Origin of the sequence: Sedimentibacter sp. MB31-C6 (genome assembly GCF_035934735.1) — a bacterium.
In the GTDB taxonomy this organism is placed as follows: Bacteria; Bacillota; Clostridia; order Tissierellales; family Sedimentibacteraceae; genus Sedimentibacter.
On sequence record NZ_CP142396.1, the window covers coordinates 1,118,537 to 1,141,081 of the forward strand.

General features: G+C 31.3%; 12 protein-coding genes. 6 read left to right on the forward strand and 6 right to left on the reverse strand.

Annotated elements, in window-relative coordinates; genetic code table 11:
- Window positions 1-286: 286 nt before the first annotated feature.
- The 3 genes from U8307_RS05425 to U8307_RS05435 all read left to right on the forward strand — a co-directional run bounded on the left by U8307_RS05425 (window position 287) and on the right by U8307_RS05435 (window position 3,557).
- Window positions 287-739, forward strand: coding sequence for a universal stress protein (locus U8307_RS05425; protein WP_326910878.1), 453 nt, complete (start codon window positions 287-289; stop codon window positions 737-739).
- A 207-nt stretch (window positions 740-946) separates the two neighbouring features.
- Window positions 947-1,888 (forward strand): 2-hydroxyacid dehydrogenase, encoded by a 942-nt coding sequence (locus tag U8307_RS05430; protein WP_326910879.1) that lies wholly within the window; start codon window positions 947-949, stop codon window positions 1,886-1,888.
- 94 nt (window positions 1,889-1,982) lie between these two features.
- Complete coding sequence (locus U8307_RS05435) at window positions 1,983-3,557, forward strand: DUF4886 domain-containing protein (protein ID WP_326910881.1); 1,575 nt, start codon at window positions 1,983-1,985, stop codon at window positions 3,555-3,557.
- An 84-nt stretch (window positions 3,558-3,641) separates the two neighbouring features.
- Here U8307_RS05435 and U8307_RS05440 read toward each other — a convergent pair whose 3' ends face one another.
- Both U8307_RS05440 and U8307_RS05445 read right to left on the reverse strand, forming a co-directional pair.
- Window positions 3,642-4,958: a pyridoxal phosphate-dependent aminotransferase gene (locus U8307_RS05440; RefSeq protein ID WP_326910882.1), complete on the reverse strand. Its 1,317-nt coding sequence runs from the start codon at window positions 4,956-4,958 to the stop codon at window positions 3,642-3,644.
- A 419-nt stretch (window positions 4,959-5,377) separates the two neighbouring features.
- The gene (locus U8307_RS05445; RefSeq protein ID WP_326910884.1) at window positions 5,378-7,192 is read right to left on the reverse strand and encodes a sensor histidine kinase; all 1,815 of its coding nucleotides are present in this window, start codon (window positions 7,190-7,192) and stop codon (window positions 5,378-5,380) included.
- A gap of 144 nt (window positions 7,193-7,336) precedes the next feature.
- Here U8307_RS05445 and U8307_RS05450 point away from each other — a divergent pair, with 144 nt between their 5' ends.
- Window positions 7,337-8,041 (forward strand): response regulator transcription factor, encoded by a 705-nt coding sequence (locus tag U8307_RS05450; RefSeq protein WP_326910885.1) that lies wholly within the window; start codon window positions 7,337-7,339, stop codon window positions 8,039-8,041.
- Between the two features lie 243 nt (window positions 8,042-8,284).
- Window positions 8,285-10,384 (forward strand): FAD-dependent oxidoreductase, encoded by a 2,100-nt coding sequence (locus U8307_RS05455; RefSeq protein ID WP_326910886.1) that lies wholly within the window; start codon window positions 8,285-8,287, stop codon window positions 10,382-10,384.
- 147 nt (window positions 10,385-10,531) lie between these two features.
- Here U8307_RS05455 and U8307_RS05460 read toward each other — a convergent pair whose 3' ends face one another.
- The 4 genes from U8307_RS05460 to gcvH all read right to left on the reverse strand — a co-directional run bounded on the left by U8307_RS05460 (window position 10,532) and on the right by gcvH (window position 21,719).
- Complete coding sequence (locus tag U8307_RS05460; protein WP_326910888.1) at window positions 10,532-18,703, reverse strand: S-layer homology domain-containing protein; 8,172 nt, start codon at window positions 18,701-18,703, stop codon at window positions 10,532-10,534.
- Window positions 18,704-18,741: 38 nt separating this feature from the next.
- Window positions 18,742-19,350, reverse strand: coding sequence for a TetR/AcrR family transcriptional regulator (locus U8307_RS05465; RefSeq protein ID WP_326910890.1), 609 nt, complete (start codon window positions 19,348-19,350; stop codon window positions 18,742-18,744).
- 256 nt (window positions 19,351-19,606) lie between these two features.
- Window positions 19,607-21,139 (reverse strand): glutamine-hydrolyzing GMP synthase, encoded by a 1,533-nt coding sequence (gene guaA / locus U8307_RS05470; protein ID WP_326910892.1) that lies wholly within the window; start codon window positions 21,137-21,139, stop codon window positions 19,607-19,609.
- A gap of 205 nt (window positions 21,140-21,344) precedes the next feature.
- On the reverse strand, window positions 21,345-21,719 hold the full coding sequence (gene gcvH, locus U8307_RS05475) for a glycine cleavage system protein GcvH (protein WP_326910894.1): 375 nt from the start codon (window positions 21,717-21,719) through the stop codon (window positions 21,345-21,347).
- Window positions 21,720-21,991: 272 nt separating this feature from the next.
- Here gcvH and U8307_RS05480 point away from each other — a divergent pair, with 272 nt between their 5' ends.
- Window positions 21,992-22,483 carry a flavodoxin domain-containing protein gene (locus U8307_RS05480; RefSeq protein ID WP_326910896.1) on the forward strand — a complete coding sequence of 164 codons (492 nt, stop codon included), beginning with the start codon at window positions 21,992-21,994 and terminating at the stop codon, window positions 22,481-22,483.
- Window positions 22,484-22,545 lie beyond the last annotated feature (62 nt).

Sequence of the window (22,545 nt, forward strand, 5' to 3'; positions counted from 1 at the left end):
TAACTACAATTAGATTTTTCTTTGTTAATTTTTGTATATTTTTTAAATATTCTTTTTTTTATTAAAGTATTATACTATATTACCTTAATAACATTAAAAATGCAATAAAATGATGATATTTGTATTAATTTAAAATCTTGATACCTTATTATACGTTAGTAATTGCTAGTATTAGCAAATTTTTTTTGTATTCAAATATTTGTAACAAATGAAGTTATATTGACTGTTATTCAATTATCTGATAAAATACAATAAATTCCATATAGTGGATACAAAGGAGGAAGTTATGAAGAAAATACTAGTTCCAATTGATGGGTCAACTGCTTCTATTAAAGCGGCAGAAAAGGCTATAGAATTAGCAAAACTTTTTAATAGTTATGTTACATTTGTTACAGTAGTAAATTTACCATCAGAAGATAAGTATTCTTATTTTGGTTTAAATGTTCAAACTGCTTTTGAATCAAATCGAAAAGTAATGTTAAAAGAATTAATAAATGAAGAAACTAAAATGCTGAATATTATAGTAAATGATCTTGATGTTTCCAATCTAAATATAGAAAAAAAAGTTATTGTTGGCATTGCATATAAAGAGATATTAAAACTATCAAATAATGAGAAATTTGATTTGATTATAATGGGAAGACGTGGTTTTTCTAATATAGAAAGATTCTTTGTCGGTTCTGTAACTCAAAGAGTTTTATCTGAAGCTTCTTGTCCAGTATTAGTTGTTAATGACTAATTTTAAAATTAAATAGATATAAATTACAGCTTATTGTTTATCTTTATTGATAAAATAAGCTGTTTTTGCCTTTTATAAATCTCGTCTTGCTTTTTAAAAATATAGTTTTATAATATATTATATAGAAAGACTTATCAACTGAAAGTTTGAAAAGTTAGTAAAAATCAGTTTTGGATTTTGAAAATATAAAAAGGAGAAATGAAATATATGAAATTAGTTATAATTGAACCACTAGGAGTAGAAAAAGAAAAATTACTTAATATGGCGAAAGATACTTTAGGAAATTCTGTAGAAGTTGTATACTACGATACTAAGGTAACAGATACAGAAACGTTAATTGAAAGAGGAAAGGATGCTGATATTATTGCTGTTTCCAACCTTCCTCTAAATGGTGATGTTATCAATGGATGTAAAAACCTTAAGATGCTAGCAGTTGCATTTACAGGGGTTGACCATATTGCTATGAATGTTTGTAAAGAAAGAAAAATTACTGTATGTAATTGTGCAGGATATTCTAATGCAGCAGTTAGTGATTTAGTATTCGGATTGTTGATTTCTATATATAGAAATATAATTGATTGTAATAAAGTTGTTAGAGAATCTGGAACGAAAGATGGATTAGTTGGATTTGAATTAGAAGGGAAAAATTTTGGCGTTATAGGTACTGGAGCAATAGGAACTAGAGTTGCTACGATAGCTAAAGCATTTGGTTGTGACGTGTATGCTTATTCTAGAACAATAAAAGAAATTGAAGGTGTGAAATTTGTTGATTTAGATACCTTACTGTCTACCTGTGATATAGTGTCACTTCATGTTCCATTAACCAATGAAACAAAAGGTTTAATTAACTCAGAACGATTATCAATGATGAAACCTAATGCAATTTTAATCAATACATCTAGAGGGCCAGTTGTAGATAGTAATGCTTTAGCAGAATCATTAAACAATGATAAAATTGCTGGTGCCGGAGTAGATGTATTTGAAATTGAACCGCCTATTGCTAAAGATCACCCTCTTTTAAATGCAAAAAATTTAATAGCAACACCTCATGTTGCATTTGCAACTAAAGAAGCTCTAATAAAAAGAGCTGTCATAGTTTTTGATAATATAAAAGCATTTTTAGATGGAACTCCACAAAATATTATTTAATCAATTTAACAAAAATATATTTAAATCACATTATGACGATTTTTGTTGAAAAAGGGTTTATTTAAGTGATATAATACAACTTGGGGGGTACATTATGTTTAAGAAAACTATATCACTAATAATTGTAATTATGATGGTATTCACAATTGTTATTCCAAATGAAGCTATTGGATTCAGTATGGAATATAACGAATATTTAGGAGAAGTAATTAAACCGTGGATTGAAAACGGCTATGTAAATCCATTTGGTGCTACATTGAATACAAGCATTATGAAAATAGTTGAAAATCATCTATTAAGTAATTTAGAACCATCTAGTTTATTAGTCGATAAAGCCAATACTGTTATCGAAAATAAAACTGTAAAAAACTTACATATTACGAAAAATGTTGGTAATGGAGAAGTTTATTTAAAAAATGTTACTATAACAGGTGAATTGCTAGTTGAAGGTGGTGGAGAGAATTCTATTGTTATTGAGAATTCCATAGTTGAACATCTAATAGCAAAAAAAGCCAATGGAAAAGTTAGAATATTAATTAAAGGTAATACAATAATAGATTTAACTTCTGTAGAATCTGATACAGGTACTATCATTGAACAACAAGATTTAACTGAAATAAGGTTGAAAAAAATAACAGTAGAAAAAGGTTCATCCGTTTTTATCGTCACTGATAATGATATATTAACATCAAGCAATACAGATGTTGCTGATGTAAATACAGATGGCATAGTAACTGCAAAAAATATAGGCTCATCTGTTATTTCAGTAAATGCAATAGATGGTAATGAAACTATAATTTGCGAAATTACAGTAATAGATTCTGCAAATGAGCATACTCCCGAACCAATAGATACAACAAAGGAAATTAAAATTCTTACAATAGGGAATTCTTTTTCCGAGAACGCATCTCGATGGATATATGACATAGCTAAATCTGCAGGTGTAAATGTTACTATTGGTAATTTATATATTGATGGATGTTCATTAGAAAAACATTGGGAAAATGCCAGTAATAATAATAATGTTTATACATATCATAAATGGATATCTTCTAATGTAACTACAAAAACATATTTATCAATAAAAACAGCTATATTAGATGAAGATTGGGATTATATAACATTCCAACAGGTTTCAGGTGATTCTGGCTACTATATAACATTTCAGCCATATCTAGATAATTTAATATCCTATGTTAAGGATATAGCACCTAATGCAAAATTAGCTCTTAATATGACATGGGCATATGCAGAAGACTGTGCTAATGAAAACTTTAATAAATATAACAATAAGCAAAAAACCATGTATAATGCTATAACAAATGCTTACCAAAGTGCCATAGCAGAAACTGACATTGATATAATAATACCATGTGGAACTGCTATACAAAATGCAAGAACTAATCAAATACTTAAAAAAATAGATAACGAATTAACTCGTGATGGTTACCACTTAAATGAAAAAATGGGAAGTTATATTGCTGGACTCACTTTTTTTCAATCATTAATTATTAACCATGAAAACTTAGAAAAAGATTTGTATAAAGATGTTACATTTTATCCAGAGATGTCTGACGTTAAGTCAAATTCAATCTATTTAGCTTATTTAGCAAAAAAGTCAGCAATACGTGCTGTTAACAATCCATATAAAACTTCATTTATAAGATAAATAATTATAAAAAAAAGATGGTTGAGATTACCGAGAAATACGGTAAAATCACACCATCTATTTTTATTTTAATTGTATATTAATTTAACGACTTGCTTCATACTGTCTTAACAGCTTAACAAATAACTCTGGTACTTTTTCCATGTTTTCAGGAGTTTCAACAAATGCGATACGGAACTGAGTACTTCCAGGATTATTCTCACCAGCTGGTATATCATAGAATCCTTTTAATGGTGCTACTAATAAGGTTGTTTCAACTCCATTATAGTTCACAGATCCTTCTTGTGCACAGTACAAAACAAAATCAATTGCATCAAATCCAGGTTTTACAACATCTCGAACATCAACAACTGTATATATAGATGCATCGGGACTAGAAACAATCAAACCAGGCTCCTGTTCTTTCAAACCATTATATACTTTAAATATCATTTTCTTATAATATTCACGAATACTCTTACACCATGAAGCAATTTGTTCTTTACTTTCATGAGCAAGTGCTCCAAATATATACTGTCCTATTGCATTAGCACAAAGGTTAGCAGTATATTCAGCTACTGAACGATTATTAAACTCTGGGTTATCAGTAATCAAAGCACCTATTCTTAAACCACAAGCATTCCAAACCTTAGATGTAGTCTCTATACTTATTCTTCTTCCTTCTATCCCAGGTACATCTTTATCAGTAACTCCCCAAATACTTACTAGCTCGCTATCTTCTACATAATATAATTCACGATAAGCTTCATCACTGACTATCCACATGTTGTATTTTACACAAAGTTTTGCAAGGCCCTTTAATGTTTCATAGTCATAAAGCTGTCCCGTTGGATTGTCATAAGGTATAACTAGAAGCGCACCAGGATTATGTTCTTTTATAACTTCTTCAATTTTATCCAATTCTGGAAGACTAAACTTGCCATCAACACCTAATTTACGTTTTACTGTAACAGTTTTACGTCCTATTCTTTCTGCAAAAGAAATATAATTAGTGTATGCCGGATCAATCATCATAAGAGGTTTATCATTAGTACCTGGACCACCGCAAACTCCAAGTATTAGCAATTCCATAGCACTAGAGCCACCGTCAGTTATCTGTACTTTCAATTTACTAGTGTCAAAGCCTTCACAATTCAAAATATTTAAAAATGCATCTTGAGTTTCACTAAAACCAGCAGTCCCAGTATATCTTACAACACCTTTAGCAAATGGACTTTCAGGTGCATTAAGTGAAAACATCCTTTTTTGCATTGCAGGATTTGTTGGAAGTGAAACATTACCTATACCTACATTGATTACCGCCTCTGGTTTTACTTTACGTTCATCATATTTCATTTGTGCTAATCTAACATCTGATGGTGTCCTTGATTTAAAACGTTCTGACAATATTGGTTTATTCATTAATAAAACCCTCCTAAAATATATTATTATTGAGTCATAATGATTTAATTATATCAGTAACTTATCATCTTATAATCATTATAATAAACTTTAATATTTTTGTCTATTGTTTATTCGTATTTCGTATAAACTAAAAATTTAAATTAAATATTTTTTGGTTATTTTTTAGTAATTCCACCATTTTCTAACTCAATAAATTTTTTATTAAACAAATCAATAATATCCTTATTATTTTTAATCTTAGAAAAATGGAGCAGTTGTAACTATAATTTTTTTATCATCAATTTAGGGGACTCAATTTACGGGACGTCAATTTACGGGACGGTTCTTTTTGATTGATATCGACGTCAATTTACGGGACGGTTCTTTTTGATTGATATCTAATCAAATTTCGCGTTCGTGCCTCCATAATTTATATTTTATGATATTACAGGAAGCTGTACCGTAAATACTGTACCCTTCCCTAGTTCGCTTTTCACAGCAATACTTCCTTGATGTTGCTTTAAAATTTCTTGTGCTATTGATAACCCCAATCCTGTTGACTGATGTTTTTCAGTTCCACTTACTCGATAATAACGGTCAAATATTTTATCTAAATCTTCTTCAGATATACCAACACCTGTATCAGTTATTGTTACATAAGCCATATTTTCAATAGACTTTAAATCTATATAGACATTACCCTTAGGTTTTGTATAATAAATAGCATTAACAATAATATTTTGAAATGCCTGCTCTAAGCGATATTCATCACCCCAAGTTACACAGTCATTATACTTTTTATATTCCAACAAAACTTCCTTTTTTTCACTTACCAATAAACAAGACTTTATTACTTTATCTAAAAGCTCCCCTAACGGAACGCGTTCAGTTTCAAGAATTAACTTATTATCTTCCAATTTAGCCATTAAGAATAAATCTTCCACTAAATGTTGCGTAAAATCCAACCTTTCCATTATTACAGGTAGCTCCTGATTGATTTTTTCAGGATCTGAGTTTATTCTCTCAACACATCCGTTTAAAACAAAAAGTGGAGTTCGTAAATCATGAAATATATTCATCATAAAAGTGCTCCTTTGTCTCTGCTGATTTTTTAATTCTTTTGTTCTTTCTGCCACCTTAACTTCCAGCATTTGGTTTGATTGCTCCAATTCTGCAGCTAAATCCTCTGATTCCGAAAACTTTTCTGCAAAAAGACGATTAATTAATAATAAACAACATATTACAAAGGGAATGTTAAATGATTTTGAATACCTCATAACTCTCATCCAATAACCGACTTGCATGGTATTAATAGGAGAAAAAGTCACGACTAACCTCATTCCAAGACTGATAGTTTGTCCTAAAAGAAGCATCCATGCGCCTTTACGGTGTTTTGCACATGCATATATAAGAGCCCCAATAGAAAAAAAGAATAAATATGAATAATCTCTGAAGGTATTTGGCGTAAAAGTTTCAAATAATGCCCAAATAAATAGAATTCCCAACACTCCACGACTGCTTAACAACTTATCTAAACGTCCCGGAAGTTTAGTTTTAAATATTTTAATACAAATAATAATATCAAGCAATGCACTCCAGCCGTATGCATGTGATACCAAATGTTTAATAAGGATTGAATTTGTATCCAAAAGAATTGAGCCAACACTCCATAAAGTAATTGCTCCTGTATATAATGAAAACCATACTAAATATTTTTCGCTTGGTTTATGAAAATAAAGGGATGCCCCATATAGTGATATTAAGAAGGTCATACCAATATTAAATGCAAATATTGTATCATAGGCAGAAATACCATTTTTAGCTCCAGTTACAGTTGTTAAATAAACAGGTTGATTATAGGGATTATCTTTGCTGTTAAATTCTAATGTTACAGAATTTGTTTGCATATCAAACAATCCTGAATCAATGGTTACGCTATGAAATTTTGACGAATTATAATTTGCGGAATGAATAAGTATACTTCCATTAATTTTTATATCCTCTGGGATAAATCCATAAATTAATGATAATTGTATATTTGTATCTTCTACAACAATATCAAAATAATATTTTCCAGTATTTGTATCTTTACTGTATCCCACTAAAGAATAAATTTGATCTTCATCAGTTATATTTAAAACTTGTCCGCTTTCATAAACACTAAGACTATTATTAACTGTAATAAATGCTAAAAAGGTAATTGCTAAAACTATTATAAAAACTAATAGTGGTTTCCCATATTCTTTTATCATTTTTTCACCATTTTTTATGAAATATTATAATATGATTATAACCCATATCAAGCAATATGTAAAATGAATGTTGCAAATATAAGCTTTTTAATATATTATTAATTTATCATAAAAATTATCGTTAGCTAAAAAAGGGGTGAATTTATGACACGAGTATTATTAATTGAAGATGACCCATTAGTGGCAAAAGTAATTTTGTATTATTTAGACCAATCTGAAACATATGAAGTCGTTTGGGCAAAAACAGGCGGAGAAGCTTTTGCTAATGCAAGAGATAATTACGATGTTATATTACTTGATGTACTCTTACCGGATGTAGATGGAATTGAGCTTTGTGCACGACTTAGAAAATGGCATGATTGTCCCATAATATTTATGTCCTGTCTTGACAGCAGCGATACTATAGTTCGTGCTTTAGATTTAGGCGGAGATGATTTTCTCGTTAAACCCTTTGATAATAAAGTTCTTGAAGCCCGAATACAAGCTAATTTAAGGCGTTACCACAATAAAATCCCACCAACACAAAACGAGCTGAAATGTGAAGGTTTTGTCTTAGATGTAGACAGACATATTATAATAAAAAAAGATGAAGAGATTAAACTATCCAATACAGAATTCAGAATCCTTTCATTTTTAATGCAAAATCATGGCAAGTATTTTACACCAAAAGAACTATATTTAAAAATTTGGGGTGAAAAAAGTTATGGAGATACCCGAACTGTAATAGTCCATATACACAATATACGCAACAAAATTGAACCAGACTCTGAAAACCCTGTTTTTTTGAAGATGGAATGGGGCAAGGGATATTATTTTGATTCATCAGGCAAAATAGAAATGAAAAGCTAGATAAATTAAACTACTATTAATTTTTTTATAAATACGATTAAGATTCCTTAATCCCTTGATACTTATTTAACGAATTTCGAGGGATTTATGCATTTTTTGATATAAATGAATTATACTTTTTTGTCGTTAACTGCAAGTGAATGTAAAAAAATCAAATAAATATTAATATTCATTTAACCGTCTTGTCCGAAAAAGTATGTTATAATTTAGGCACTCTTAAAAATTAAGAAAGGATGTAGACTTATGAAAAAGAAAAGAATTATTTCATTATTTTTATGCTGTTGTATGATTATTTCAATTGTTGGATGTGCTCAGCAAGCTGAAACACCTGTAATTGAAGATAAACCAGAACCAGTAGAAGAAGACACACTTATTAACGGCAGTTTTGAAGGTACTTCTAATGGTATGCAAGGTCCCATAACTGCTAAAATTACTGTAAAAGACAGTAAAATAACTGCTATAGAATTTACAGAAAACAATGAAACTCAAAATGTTACGGCAGTAGCATTTGAACGAATCCCTAATCAAATAATAGAAAACCAAAGCTTATCTGTAGATGCTGTAACAGGAGCTACATTATCAAGCTTTGGAATTATAGGTGCAGTTACAGATGCAGCAAAATCTGCTGGTTTAGATGTTGACTTGTTAAAAGCAAATGAAGTTACTGCTACACCAAAGGATCCTCAGACATGGGATACAGATGTATTGATTATGGGAGGCGGAGGCGCCGGACTTACTGCAGCTATAAGTGCAGCTGAAGAAGGAGCTAAGGTTATCTTAATTGAAAAAGGCTCTGTATTAGGTGGCAATACAATGATGGCTGGAGCAGCTTACAATGCAGTTGATACAGAAGCGCAAAGCGTCATGATTTTGACAAAATCTCAAAAGGCAACAATGGATTCATATTTAGCTTTGGATCCAACTGATGATAGTTTAAAATTCGATGTTTATCCTGAATGGGAAGAAGTATTAACAGAATTAAAAGCTGATATTAATGCTTTCTATACTGCAAACGAAGGAACCGAAGCAGGAGTTGATATGCCTGGATTTGACTCTGTTGCATTACATATGTGGAACATATATACCGGAGGATTACGTCAATTAGCTAACGGTTCATGGCTTGCTCCAAATATTGAGTTAGCAAGAACACTTGCATCAAGTTCACTTGATTCATTTAAATGGATGGGTGAAATTGGACTTAAAGCTTCATATGGCGCTGAAGCCGAATATGGCGGATATCCAGGAATAGGAACAGTTTTAGGCGCTATGTGGCCAAGAACACACAGCTTTATGTCGGGAGCTGAACGTATACCTCATTTGGCAAAAGTTGCACAAGATAAAGGTGTAACTATTTATACAGAAACAACAGGTACAGAAATAATAGTAGATGATTCCGGAAAGGTTGTAGGCGCGAAAGCTGAGCAAATTGATGGAACACAAATTACTATAAATACAACAAAAGGAGTTGTTTTAGCTACAGGAGGATATTGTGCAAATCCTGCAATGGTTAAACAACATGACCAATACTGGGGTGATGACTTATCAGACAGAACATTATCAACTAACATGGGAACCAATGAAGGTGATGGTATTGTAATGGCACAAGAAATCGGTGCTGATGTAACAGGTATGGAAGTAGCTCAAATGATGCCTTCATCATCTCCAGTTAAAGGAACTATGACTGATGGTATTTGGGCAGATGCTGCAGAACAAATATGGATAGACGGAAACGGTAACCGTTTCGTTAATGAATATGCAGAGCGTGACGTACTTGCAAAATCTTCATTAGCACTTGAAGATGGTATTTTCTACATAATCTATGCAGGTAGAGGAGATGTTGGTAATCCTGAACAACTAATAAAGGGTACCGATTATAGTGAAAGAATTGCTCCTATGGTTGAAGGTGGACACATATGGTACGGCGAAACTCTTGCAGAATTAGCTGAAGCTTCCAAAACAAAAGCTGCAGGTGTTGCACCAGGATTTACCGAAGAACAATTACGTGCAACTATTGAAAAATACAATAGTTATGTAGCTAACCAAAAAGATGATGAATTTGGAAAAGAAGTATTGGCTGGTGCTATAGACCTTGATTATATTGATGCTACTGAAGGTGTTGGAATATGCATAAGCCCAAGAAAATCTTCACTTCATCATACAATGGGCGGAGTTGTTATAAATACTGAAACTCAAGTTATCGATACAAATGGAAATACTATACCGGGTTTATGGGCTGCCGGAGAAGTTACAGGCGGAATTCATGCCGGTAACAGACTTGGCGGTAATGCAATAACCGACATATTTACTTTCGGACGTATTGCAGGTACAAATGCTGCACAATGAAAAAATAATTATGCTAAATCAAAGATAATATAATAAAGAGAATACAATAAAAAATGGCTTCTTTTAAAGCCATTTTTTATTTTTTGCAAAAAAGAGAGCTGTCTCTCTTAGAAATTTAATTTTCTGTTTTAAGACAGCCCCTTAAATTTATCTGTTTACTTCTAGGAATCTCTGTAGTATTACAGCTGTTTCTGCCCTAGTGGCATTACCTTTTGGAGCAAGGGTAATTTCTCCTCTTCCTTTAATTAACCCTACTTTGACTGCCCACTGCATCGCAGGCAGTGCATATGGTGATATCAAATCAGTATCCTCAAATTCAGACAAATCTGCTCCTGTATCTACTGCACCATTGTTTTTATATAGGTAATATCTAAAAAGAATTGTTGCTAACTGCTCACGAGTTATGCTTTCATTTGGACCGAATTTTGTTTCACCGATACCTAAAATAATATTATTTTGTTGAGCCCATGCCACGGCATTATAGTAATAATCACCGGGCTTAACATCAGCAAAATTGCCGTTCAAATCTAATGGCTGATTTTCCAATCTATGAAGTATTGTAACAAGCATACCCCGTGTAACTAATAATTCAGGTTCAAATGTATATGTATCTGTTCCAATCATTAATCCGTTTTCTATTGCAAATTTAACTGCATCATAGAACCAATCAGTCTCATTTACGTCTATAAATAGATTTATATAATTCTTCTGCATATTGTCATCCTTCGGGTTATCTGAATTATCTTTGTCATCATCTTGATTCTCTCCTATGTACACTACATCAAAAGAATCACCCTCACTGTTAAAAGCAAATGTTTGAATAAATGTTTCTTCACCATCTAAAACTAAAGATGCCTTATCACCAAATTGCTTTGTTTGAATTATCCTACCACTCTCACTCTTTAAGTTTACCACTATATTTCCACCTATTAATTCATTCATGGAATTATTCGTAAGCTCAACCTGCACGGATGTCTGACCTGAATGAGATTTCATCCTGCTTGTTAGGGAAACACTCTCCATGTTTTTGCTGATAAGTCCTATTATTTTAATATAGTCCCAGTTATTGGATATATTTGAATCTTCAATCTCTTCACTATCTTCTTCTATAACTGTTTTAAAAAATATCCGAGCTCCATCATCAGGTATCTCGCCTTCCTCATTAAGTATACCTTGCAACGCTTCCTCATCTAACAATATATTCTTACTGAACATACCATTATTAATCATATCAAGAGAATTTGCATCACTTATTGTTTCTGCTACAATGGGCTCGGCTTCAGGATCAGAATCATCATATGCATAAAGCTTAACGACGTGTTTTCCTTCTTTCAACTCTGAAAAAGTGTTATTGTGAAGCATTACACTAAACATTCTCTCTCTATCTGCTTCCTTGACAACATCAATACCATATATGCCCACATCAGGAACATCCAATTTTATCGTACCTGTAACTGTATCCGTATCCAAAGACGGTGAATACTCTGCAGTAATGGAATATGCAGGGTCTATAATAATCTCGGGAACTGAGTAAAATATATTGATATCCTTATATTGTCCAGGCATTATATAATCATCCTCTTCAAATACGTGAACTACTTCTCCAAAATTAATACTAACACTATTAATTGGTTCAATTCCTCTGTTATAAAGGCGGAACATAAAAGGCATTTCATTGCCGGGAAGTATTTCATTACGAGAATAATAAACTTGTTCAAGAGATAGCTTATTTGAATATTCTGACTGTCCATAAATTATGTTGCTATACTCTTTTTCTGTATTATAATCGGTTGTTTGAAGTATAAAACTGATTTTTCCTGCATTTTCAACATGTGCATCATAGAAATCTATTAAATTATTATCATCAAGTTTTAAAAGCTTGATTTCTGGAGAAATCATAATTTCGTCTTCTTGAAGTGAAAACTTCCTTCCCCATAATGCATGGCTGTAATTATCTTCGGTATCAAATTCCGGTTGAGCCCAAACAATTGACAAATCCTGTAGCTTTTTTGAGCCTTTTGTGAACTTGAAATAACTGTAATCCGCTGTATCAGAACCTGCAATTTCATTGTCAAAGTCAGTATAAACATTTCCATTTCCATCAACAGCTGTAACTCTTATTATACTTTTCCCCATAGTATCTTCAGTTTCTGCTTCCATAAATGAATTCCATCCTATAACAAAGCGCTCTATTTCATCAGGGAATTCTATAGATGTTATTTGTGGATTTTCATTTCTTTTTTCGTTGTTACTTAATCTTATATTTTTTAATATATTACCGTCATCACCAATTATTGCGCAAAATATTTCAGTATTGTCAGTGCCATCCATTGTTATCTCATATGTAATGGCAGACGTTCCGTCTGAAAGCATCTTTGTATTAAGAGTATTCAGCATTTCAACGCTTCCGTCATACAAGCATTTCTCATCACTCCATTCACTGCCATCAAATATCTTGTACATTATATTATCCCTACCGTCAAAGCTCAAAGGACTATCCATATCAACCATATCCCCCGAATAGAAGTTTCTCCATGCAACTATGGTTTTTTCTCCGTTTGAAGCAACTACAGGAGACATATCTGCAGTAGAATTGTCAGTCAGACGTGTTGTAATAAATTCAGAGCCATTATATATACCCGCCATAATTTCTGTGCTTGAAATCATATTTTGAATATCTTCTAATGTTGCTTCACTTCCCTCGCTTAGCTCCATATCCGTTATAACTCGCGTCCATGCTACTGCCGCACAGTCAGTTGTACCATCAATCACTACATCTGTATCAGCATAGCCAGAATCATCTATTTTTGTACCTTCAGGAAATATTCCCCCTGATTTTACTGAAAAGCATACAGATGTTTGATTTAAGTCATAGCTATCCATATCTGATATATATACCATCAGCTCCCCATCAGTACTTAAAACTGGATTTGAATATGGATAAGAATTTGATTGAAGAACAATTATGCCTCCTGCTAAGGAGCTTCTTGCCATATGTGAATTCCAATTTCTTTCATTAGATAAATATGATCTGTCTTCAAAAGTTGCCTGCTTGTTACATTCATCACTATTTAATCCCATATATTTATCTAATACTAAATTATACTTAATAGTATCGTATTGTTTTTTTATGTCATTGTAATTATTGAATTTCCATGTCTTGCTTCCTTCTCCTATTTCATAAGTGCCTTCAACATTAACAAGAACAAGTTTTATTTTGTATTCAATTCCTGTTTCACCTGCCAATGTTATTTTTTGACCATTACTGTTTTTTTGTTCACTCTTAAGCCACAGATACTGTTGGTCAAGTGATACTTTTCCGTAAACTCCTGCCTTTAAGCTCACTATTTTATAATCACGTCCAACGCCGCCAAACCCTCGAATATAAATGTATGGCTGGAACTCTGTTATATATGTACTACCTTTACCGCTTCCTTCAGATACTGTCTTTAAATTCAGTTGTCCTGTCCCCCCTGCCAAGAACTCTGCTGTTACTGGAACTGGTCCTATCCATGTATTGTATATTTTTTTATAATGATAACCCCCTCCTACATGCATGAATGATTGCAACACAACAATTTTCCACTCGCTGTCATCAATATCATAAAATATCTCACAGTCAAAATATGCCCCCCCGCCGTATATTTTACTGTTAGACCCATATCCACCCATATAAGCATCCATAAATATTTTACTGTTACCTATAAAATCACTGTTATATATTTCATAGTCAGGCATATAGTCATACAGGAGCGATACCTTTTCGTCCCTACTGTACACTCCCGACTTCATGTACTTACTCATCTGTCCAACTCCCATCATTATAACCCCTTTAAATATTAGGGGGTCATCAGTAGGAGTTATTTCAAGCCGCAATTTATCAGAATCTACAGAAAATCCACTTAAATAATTAAGAGATGTTTTAATATAATCAGCTTTGCCATCAGAATCTATCATAGATGGTCCATTAATAGAATTTCTAACGTCCTGTCTAATTTTATTAAGTTCACCTGTTTCCAAAGTACTTAACTTGTCTACGCCATTTATTCGACTTACATTATGAACTGATGGGAGATTTATAATCTCAAGTCCCTCATCACCTTTAACAGTTATTTGCATGCTTAAATTTTTTACCTCACCAAACTCCAAATTAGAAACATATTGCTGCAAATCAAAGGTATTTTTAATTGATATGGTATCAGAAAATTCATATGACTCAACTTCTGTGTTTAAAGAGTCAACAAGAGCGTTGCTTTTTCTATCTAAAAATCTTACATTATAGTTATTGTCTGGGTTACCCTTAAAAACCATGTCAGTATTTATATATGCTGATTTTGATATGTCTTCAATAATAATATTTTCAGGTACATCTATTATATTTTCTCCCAAAATAAGCTCCTGAGAAATTATGCTAATATCATTATTAATTTTGGAGTTATCACTGCTTTCTAAAAATATTGTTCCTGCAGGAACAGGAGTATCGTAGTATTTTTTAAAAAATCGTATAGTTTCGTTATCTACCTTCATAAACTTTGAAAAATAGCCAGATATACCTATTTCGAAAACATATTCTATTTTATCTTCAGAAGTAATAGGAGTATCATATTTGTCATTAACGAATTGATTCTGGTCGAACTTCAATATATATCCATAGCCGGTCTTTTTTACTATCTGTTCTTCTTGTCCGTTTTTTCCATTAATTGTTGCACCAGGACAATATATTCCGTTTCTGTATACTCCGCCTCTAATTGTTACATCACCTTCATGCAGGAATTTTCTTCCTTTCGAATCAACACGCCATACATAGAATATTGTTTCATAATTAGATTTTTTAAAAACAATATTGTTTTGAGGATACAATCCTAAATGATTTGTACTTTGCTGCATTGATTTTAATTCATTATTTTCAAGTATAAATTTATCATACAAATCAGTGTTTTCAGGTGTAAATATTATATCTCCTTTAATACCTGATTCCTCAAATATAGCAATTCTTCCTTTTTCATCTGTTTCAACTTCCTTGTAGCTGCTATCACCATTTAGATAGAATACTTTGCTCTTTTGTGCAGGATATACTTGAAATATGAACAGCTTATCCCTCGCATTATCAACAGTAACTTCGATTTTCTCTTCCATACCTGTCAAATTATGTGAAACTGTTATGTATGTCTTTCCTGGTGAAAGTCCTTCAAGTAATAATTGCGCATCAGGTGCAACTAAAATATTTTCATCTATGTTACTTAATAATCCCCCATCCTTATACTTAAGTGACAGCATGCTATCATTTTGTACTAACCACTTTGTTTTATCAAACAATCTGCTCCACTTGTATTCATCATAATTAATATTTATTTCATCCGTTAAAGTTATATTTCTGTTAAGATTTAAGATTTCTTCGCTTGACATATCTTTCAGTACATTATCCAAACTCATTGTATGGCTTTCTTTTTTAACTCCGTTAATACTTATTTTAAGTGCATCAGAATTATAAACATACATAATATACGAATCATATGAATAAGCTTCATCATATTCATTTTTTACCTTAAGTGATACCATGTATGTATCATATAAATTTAAGACAGGCACTTCATCCATATCAACCCGAATATCCTTTGCCCTATCAGATATACTATTCTTAGTAATTATAGTATTACCATTCTTTGTTACATTCAGCATAACAGATGTATCGGAGTTATAATTATCAACATCAAAGTTTACATTAAAACTTTCAATTTCATCTGTTATATAATAACTGACTGGCTTGCTCAACATTGCTTTTGCAGGTAAACTTTTAACTCGTATAAATGCTGATGTTGTAAATACCATATCAGTTTTTAAATCTCTTGTAGATAATTCAAGTATGTAACTGAATTTTCCTCTTTCGGATACATTGCTTAAATATTGCCTATCCACTGAATAATACAATTCTTGATTTTCAGCAGTGAAGTTTTTTGTATCACTAACAACTAAATCACCTTTTTTAATTTCACCTGCTTCATATTCAACTTCATATAATTTAAAAAAGAATGTGGTTGCTGCTGTTTCATTATTAGCAGGAATGTTCGTAGAGTAATAAACCTTGGCATCATTTCCTTTGACTATCTCAACGTTTTTTGACCACCCGCTTACATTTAAAAACACCTCATTAGTATCAATTACTTGTAGAGTATTACTATATAAAGTAAATTTTTCATCTGGTTGTCCTGAGTTTAAAGCAGTTAAAGAAAACCTTACACTCCCCGGTTTCCCGGTTAATGAAATTGCTCCTGAAGTTGTTATTGATGCAACTATATTGTCGCTTGCCATCCACTCAAAATCCTCTAACTCCTGCCATGTAGCATTGTTTTTAACGTTGTATCCTAATGAAATTAATTCAACACTGTCAGAAGATATTTTATTTTCCACAGGCCAATTCTCATACACAATTTCTACGTCGGATTCATCATCAATATATATAATTTGAGGCAATATATATTGCTTTGACAACAAATATATCAAGTTAAAATTGTTAGTTTCGTTTTCATCAAAATAAATTTCAGCTACATAATTTGTATCTGATATTAAAGAACTTACAGGTGCAATAAATTTTCCTCTAAGCTTAGTAATTAAGAGTTCATCATTAGCATAAAGGTCAACATCAACAGCAGTTCCGTTCTCTCCTATTACTCTTGCCTTGACTGTTTTTATACGTCCATCATCCGTTTTATGTGAAGTCAGATATTCAGAAAGCTCCTCATTTACTTTGAGAGAAAGATTTACTTCAACCTCAGCATTCATGCTCTTACCCTGACTAACCTTTATATCTGTTTCAGCACAATAAGAAAAGAGTTCCTCTATGGTGTATGATTTAAGTTTAGTATTTGTAATTTGATTGCTGTAGGACATATTTTCCTGTTCATTACCAGATAAATCAATTGCACCTGTTACCTCATCTATATTAATCAAATCATTAAAATCAGCACCTATCTCATACAAAAAGCTCACATCTTCTGAAACTGTCCCATCTCTTTCAACAGGATACAAAACAGTATCATTTGCCTTTAAACTTATATTGTCTAACAAAACAGCTTCGTTAAATGTAACGGTAATAGGTATATTCTCTCCTAAATAATATTCTCCTGAAGGCGCAGTAACATTTACAAGACATGGTTTGATTTTATCCTCAAAAGTCATCTGATTTTGAACATAATTACCATCCTTATCATGAAACAATGTATATATATCACCGTTTATCATTGAATAGTTCAAATTAATGTCTATGGATTTAACAGCATCGTTTGCTTCAGAATTACGACCCAGTCCTAAATCACTCAATAAAACATCATTGCAATCAAAATCTATTATATTTTTTCCATCTATGGAAGCGCTCAAATCTAAAGCATTATTTGAGAAGGTAGCATAATTATTATCGATTTGCAAATTAGCTTCCCCTGTTGCATATGATTCATTTAAAAAATATACTGTAGGTAAATTCAGATGAGAAAAAGTACCTGTATCTATCATTTTTCTAACATCCGCTGTTATGGCAGATGATGTTGCGATACTTATAGTGTTATTTATGTTAACATATTTGCCTAAAGTATCAGGAAAGCTTTCAGCATTTTTGATCTTCGAAATATCAGCCATATATACACTAGCCGCCCTTTCATATATCTGCTTAAGATTAAGAGCATTTTCAATCCTAACAGGAATAGTCATCACTTCTTTATTATTTTCAAATAAAGCATTGCTGACACCGTAGCAGCTAATATAAAATACTCTATCACCCATCCAAAGGTCTCCATATTCTGAAACTCTTGGATTATCAGCATCGTAATTATTGTTAATCTTAGGAATTTTAAACTCTAAGTTTTTTTCAACTTGTCCTGCTGTAAATGTGACACTACCATTTACAACCCCTTCATAATGTTTATAAAAAAATGCACTTCCTGAAAATATTTTATAATCAAAGGATACATCTCTGTCATTTGAAGAATTTAACTTAAATGTAATTATAGCTGTTACATCATCATTAGTATCAGTACTTATAGATTCATTAATTTCATAAGATACCCGTGCTTCAAAATTATATTCAGAAGGTGAGATAACGATATCCTCATCTGTAATTGAATACAGTCCTATACCTTTATTGTTAAGTTGTTCAGTCAAGGATTTCAATGCTGTGTCATGAGCAGGTAAATGTAATTCATAACCTAAATGATTAGTATCTAAATAATCAATATTGGTATAAGCAAAACCAGAAAACGAACTAAGAATAATACATAATAATAGTATAATGCTTATAACTTTGTTTGTTTTTTTAACATAGCATTTCATTGATAATACCTCTTTCTTTATATTTTAGTATAGATAAACTAAAAGCTTGTTAACTGTGGCTTTATTTGATTTAAAATCATGTATATCAGCTTCATACCATAGTCGGCAAGCTTAAACGAACCCTTTCTTAGACACCAATCATATATTACACCTCTAATGCAGGTTGTAAGAATCATAGTAATTTCATCGGTTGATAAATCGCTATATATCTCTTTGTTTTCCTTTGCCTCATCTATTAATAATTTTAGACGATTATTATATTCCCTATCAGGTGAGGTAAGAAATCTGACAGTGTTTGAATCTTTAATCTGCGATGAATAAATTACAGACATAAACTCCAGTCCTACTTCATGTTCCATAATAGAAAAAACATAACTAATAAATGCCGTAATTTTTTCCATTGTGTTCTGATAATTATTAGTTAACTTAAAAAAATCAATGTATATTTCATCAACCATTGGAACCATACTGTAAATCAAATCTTCTTTTTTTTCAAAATGATTATAAAAACCACCTTTTGAAGAATTTGCTTCATTTATAATTTCATCCACTGTCACATTGTTGTATCCCTTCTCCACAAACAACTTTCTAGCACATTCTATAATTCTTTTCTTCGTTTTATTACCCTGACTGGTTTTTTTATTCACGTCTTGCCTCCTGAAATAAATATACAGACTACAGTCTGAGACTATAGTCTGTATATGTTATTATAACTATTGTGACAATTTATGTCAATGAAAAAATAAATCATATCTTATAGACCCAAATGCTCCCTTTATGATAAACAGTCATTAAAATAAAATAGATGGCTCTGATTACCGAAAAATACAGTAAAATCATAAACCATCTACCCAAAATTCATACTAATTTAATGCTAAATTACATTGAAATTCCAACAGTTAACTACTCCCACTCAATTGTAGCAGGTGGCTTGCTTGTAATGTCGTAAACAATCCTATTCACATTATCAACTTCATTAACAATTCTGTTTGATACTTTTTCTAATACATCATATGGTATACGTGCCCAGTCTGATGTCATACCGTCTGTTGATGTTACTGCTCTTAGGGCAATTGTGTGAGAGTATGTTCTTTCGTCTCCCATAACACCAACGCTTCTGATGTTTGGAAGTGCAGCGAAGTATTGCCATATTTTGTTTTGAAGACCTGCCTTTTTTATTTCATCTCTAAATATAAAGTCTGCTTCTCTTACTATTTTTAATTTATCTTCTGTTATTTCTCCTAATGTACGAATTGCAAGACCTGGTCCAGGGAACGGTTGTCTTTCAACAATTTCTTCTGGAATTCCAAGTTCTCTACCTACTTGTCTTACTTCATCTTTGAAAAGTTGTCTTAATGGTTCTATTAATTCAAAATCAACATCTTCTGGAAGTCCTCCAACATTGTGATGACTCTTTATTACTGAAGCTGTAGATGTACCACTTTCAATTACATCAGGATAAATAGTACCTTGTACTAAGTAGTCAATATGTCCGAATTTATCTTTTAGTTTTTGTTTTTCTTCTTCAAATACTCTTATAAATTCATTGCCAATGATTTTTCTCTTTGTTTCAGGATCTGTTACGCCTGCCAATTTTCCTAAAAATCTTTCACCAGCGTTTACTCTTATTAAATTCATATTGAATTTTTCTTTAAATACTTCTTCAACTTCATCGCCTTCATTTTTTCTGAGAAGTCCATGATCAACAAATACACATATCAGATTAGAACCAATAGCCTTGTGAACCATTACAGCTGCAACAGAAGAATCTACTCCACCTGACATGGCACAGAGTGCTTTTTTATCTCCAACTTGTGATTTTATTTGAGCAATAGCATCTTCACAGAAATTTCCCATATTCCAATCACTTTCTAAACAACATATATTGAATAGAAAATTATTTAATATTTCTCTTCCTTTTTCTGTATGTTCTACTTCTGGATGGAATTGAACAGCATAAATTTTCTTATCTTCATTTCTCATTGCGCAAACTGGACATGTTTCTGTTTTCGCAATTACTTCAAAATTTTCTGGAGCTTTTTCTATATAATCAGTATGACTCATCCAACATAATGAATCTTGAGGTATATCCTTAAACAATTTATCATCTGACAATACATTAAGTTCTACCCTGCCATATTCTCTAGAATCTGCCCTTTTAACTTTGCCTCCGAATTCTTGTGCAATAAATTGTCCTCCATAACAAATACCTAGAACTGGAACTCCTAAGTTGAATATTTCATTTGTTATTTTGGGAGCATTTTCTACGTAAACACTTGATGGTCCACCTGAAAGTATTATTCCTCTTGGATTTTTTTCTTTTATTTTATTAATTGTATATGTGTAGGGTACTATTTCGCAATACACATTTGCTTCTCTAACTCTTCTTGCTATGAGCTGACTATATTGTGCACCAAAATCAACTATTAGTATCATATTATTCTCCTCTTACGATTTAACATCTACTGAATTCTGTATTTTTTTTTATACATAGATTATCAAAAAAACTTGCAAGTGTCAATTAATTAATTATTTGTTCATATATATAAAAAGAAGAATTTCATTAATTACAATGACATCGAAATTCTTCACTTATTTAAGAATATTATAATATTTCTAAATTACATTCGCTATTAGCGTCTTATTCAAAGAGCTTTTCATAGTCATCGGGAGAAAGAAGATCATCTGCTTCTGCTGGTAATGTCATTTCTAAAGCAACTATCCAAGCTTCATAAGGTGATTCATTTATTAATCCCGGATTATCAATTAATTCTTCATTTATTTCTGCTACAGTTCCTGATAAAGGAGCAAATATATCTGATGCGTCTTTTTCTGATTCTAGAACTATAAATTGATCTCCTCTTTCAACTACTGTATCTATATCTGGTAAATCAGCATATACTATTTCTCCTAATAAATTTTGTGCATAATCTGAAATTCCAATATATGCAATATTACCCTCTATCTTCACCCACTCATGTAAATCTGAGTAAATTAATTCTTTTAGCACTTTCATATTATCCTCCATATTTTGTCAATTGTATGTTTTTATGATTAAAATTATATTTACATTTAACTATTATATTATTTTTTTATAATATATCAATACCCAATAATATTTATTTAATTCTTATTATTTATATTTAAAAATTGATGATGAAATAAAATTAAATACTTAATATTATAATTTCATAAATATTATACATCTTGACTTTTATCTTATATCCCATTATCATTTTATTATAACATCAGGGTAATAGGGAATTCATCAAAACAGGGAGTAGATAAATGAAAATTTTAATTACTTATGCAAGTAATAATAAAACTACTGAAATATGTGCAAATATGTTAAAAGAAAGATTACCTGAAGCTGACATAGTCAATCTTTCTGAACAAAAACCTAATGTCTCTTTATATGATATAATTATTATAGGTAGCTGTGTCAGATTTAATTGCATTCATGAAGATGTGAAAAACTTTATAGGAGATAACATTGATGAGTTAATGAAAAAGAAAACTGCAATATATTTATGTTGTGCCTTTTCAGAAAAAGCAAATCAATATCTTCTACACAACTTTCCTAAAAAACTTTTAAATAAATCTTTTTCCATCCAATGCTTTGGTGGTAGATTAAAAGTTAAACCATATAATTTATATGATAAATTTATTATGAGAACAGTTGTTAAAAATTTTAAACTTGATAATAGAAGTTTTCCTGATATTGATTTAAAAAGTATATCAAAGATGGTTGATGATATAACTTTAGCTATTGAAAAATGAAAAATTATTATAAAAAAACTGCTGCTAATTTGCAACAGTTTTTTTATAAATATATTAAAATT